The sequence below is a fragment of the Paenibacillus xylanexedens genome (assembly GCF_007680605.1).
Taxonomy (GTDB): domain Bacteria; phylum Bacillota; class Bacilli; order Paenibacillales; family Paenibacillaceae; genus Paenibacillus; species Paenibacillus xylanexedens_B.
On sequence record NZ_VEIO01000020.1, the window covers coordinates 1 to 3191 of the forward strand.

The following is a 3191-nucleotide window of genomic DNA, read 5'->3' on the forward strand; positions in this document are numbered from 1 at the left end:
GGAACGCATCATGCGTACAAGACGGAAATGAACGACGTGTTGCTGGCAGCCCTGGGTTTAGCGATGCAGGAATGGACCGGACATGAGACGCTGGCTATTCACCTGGAGGGACACGGCCGGGAAGAAGTATTGGATGACGTAGAAGTGACGAGAACGGTAGGTTGGTTTACGAGTATATACCCTGTGGTGTTCGACTTGAAGAAGGCGGAAGGGATAGGCTACTGGATCAAATCATTTAAGGAAAAGTTGCGACGGATACCGAACAAAGGCGTGGGATATGGCGCATTGAAGTATTTAACGCCAGTGGAGAAAAGCGGCATTGGCAGTACATTGTTACCGGAGATCAGCTTCAACTACTTAGGGCAATGGGATCGGGAGATGAACGCCGGGGCCATGTCGATGTCTGAACTTTTAGCAGGGACTTCGATGAGTTCACAATCAGAACGGACCTATGCTCTGGACATTATCGGAAACGTGATTGATGGAAAACTGATGCTGAGCGTGACATATGATAAGCAGGAATACCGTGGAAGTACGATACAAACGCTACTGGACAACTACAAGGAGCAGTTGCTTTCGATCGTCAATCATTGTATGCAACAGACCGAGACGGAACTGACTCCAAGCGATATGGGCAGTGTATCGATACCACTCGCCACATTTGATAAACTTCGCAAGCAACTGGCAAGTAGTGAGAACGATGAGATGGTTTCTATGTATCCGTTATCACCGATGCAAGAAGGTATGTTGTTCCATGCACAAATGGAACCGAAGTCGTCCGCGTATTTCGAACAAATGTCTTTTACGATTCAAGGGACGATACATGAATCCTATCTAATGAGGAGTCTTACTCTTCTAATGCAACGATACGAGATCTTTCGCACGCTTTTTGTTTACGAAGGTCTAGAAAAACCGTTGCAAATCGTATTTAAAAAACGTAATTCGTCTATCGTTTTCAAGGATTTCACAGGACTACCGGAAGACGAGATCAAGTGCAAAGTAGAGCGATTTAAGCAATCGGACCGGGAACAAGGATTCGATCTGACGAATGATGTGTTATTACGGATTGCCGTATTAAGGACGGAAGACAGCCAGTACGAGATGGTTTTGAGCCACCACCATATTTTGATGGATGGCTGGTGCATGAGCATTGTCTTAAAAGAGTTCTTCTACATATACGCGCAACTTTGCGGTGGCAAAAAAATTGAACTGCCTGCCGTAAAGCCTTATGTGCACTTTATCAAGTGGTTGGAGAAGCAGAATCGAGAAGAAGCGCTGAGCTACTGGAGAGATTACTTGGCGGGATATGAGCAACGTGCAACGATTCCTCCAAGCGGAAATCCCACCCATGGAGAGTACGTCTTGGAAGAACTTCATCATACGTTCTCGGAAGTGATGACCGAGCGTTTGGTGGACTTAAGTAAATACCATCAGGTTACGATGAACAGTGTGATGCAGACAGCATGGGGGCTATTGCTACAGCACTACAATAATACCGATGAAGCGGTATTTGGTGCAGTCGTGTCGGGGCGTCCTGCGGAAATCGCTGGCGTTGAGAATATGGTGGGGTTGTTTATTAACACACTACCTGTTCGGTTAATTTCAAACGAACCTGCAGACACGTTTATAGAGACAGTCAAACGGTTGCAACAAAGGGCGCTGGAATCGGAGAAATACGATTATCTTTCATTGGCTGAGATTCAATCACAAACGGAATTGAAACAAAACTTGATTGATCACCTGTTTATCTTTCAGAACTATCCAGAATTCTATGACATAAGCGGACAATCCGAGGATCAGGATTTTCGGGTAACGAATATTCAAATGTTCGAGCATACCAATTATTCTTTATACGTGATGATGCATGTGCAAGCGAACCGGATTGCTATCAAAGTCGGGTTCAATGGGTTGGAGCATCGCAGAAAAAACATTGAACGAATCATCAACCATTTGAAGACCATTCTAGAGCAGATCGCCGAAACACCAGAGTTGCGGCTAGAAGAGATCGAGCTGTCAGGGGAAGAAGAGAAGCGTCAGCTCCTGGATACGTTTAATGACACGGTGTCCGATTATCCGAAAGACAAGACAATTCATTCGTTGTTTGAGGAACAGGCGAAGCGAACGCCGCAAGCAGAAGCGGTCGTATTTGATTCAACGCGAATGACCTATGAGGAGCTGAATGCAAAGGCCAATGGGTTAGCCCGGAAATTGCGCGGGCAAGGAGTAGGAGCAGATCAGATTGTAGGGATTATGGCAAAGCGCTCGGTAGAAATGGTAGTAGGTATCCTTGCGATTTTGAAAGCTGGAGGCGCGTACTTGCCGATCGACCCGTCGTATCCAGTGGAACGAATCGAGTATTTGTTAGCCGACAGTGGTGCTGATGCTTTGTTGACTTTTAGCTGTCAAATCGTGCCGGATGGTTATGCTGGTACGGTATTGGATCTTGCGGATTCCCGTATATATGATGCTGATACTTCTAACCTTCCACCGTTATCGACATCTTGTAATGCGCTTTATGTCATCTACACTTCGGGAACAACGGGAACTCCGAAAGGGGTTGTGATGGAGCATAGAGGTATTGTTAATTTGTTGGAATCACAGAAGAGGAAAACGACAATTTTGTTTACGCGTACGCTGCAATTTGCTGCTTTCAGCTTTGACGTTTGTGCACAGGAACTGTTTTCTGTCTTGCTGTCTGGCGGTACGCTATTTGTAGTGGATGAAGAAACGAAGCACAATCCCCAACGATTGATTGAGTACCTACGCACCCATAAAATTGGTACCGTCTTTTTACCGACTGCTTATTTAAAACACGTCATTGCCGAACGAAAGCTATGCCAAGATTTTCTGGAAACGGTTGAACATCTTGTTGTTGCCGGAGAGCAACTTATTTTGGAAGAAGTTTTCATTCAGATGGCCCGTAATACGAATGTATTCGTTCATAACCATTACGGTCCGACGGAAAGCCATGTCGTATCGACATATACGATGGGGGCGGATAACGATTATTCGCTTCTGCCTCCAATCGGATCGCCTATAACAAATACAGCGTTGTACATTGTGAACCGCTTTAATCATCTGCAACCGGTGGGAGTACCCGGGGAGCTGTGTATCGCGGGAGACGGCTTGGCGCGGGGATACTTGAACCGTCCCGAACTGACGGCAGAGAAGTTTGTAGACAACCCGTTCGA

At 46.1% G+C, this 3191-nt stretch carries 1 protein-coding gene; it reads left to right on the top strand.

Annotation, left to right across the window (positions count from 1 at the left end):
- Positions 1–27 precede the first annotated feature (27 nt).
- The coding region (locus tag FS818_RS28130; protein WP_260989989.1) for a condensation domain-containing protein at positions 28–3191 on the top strand (3164 nt) is incomplete at its 3' end.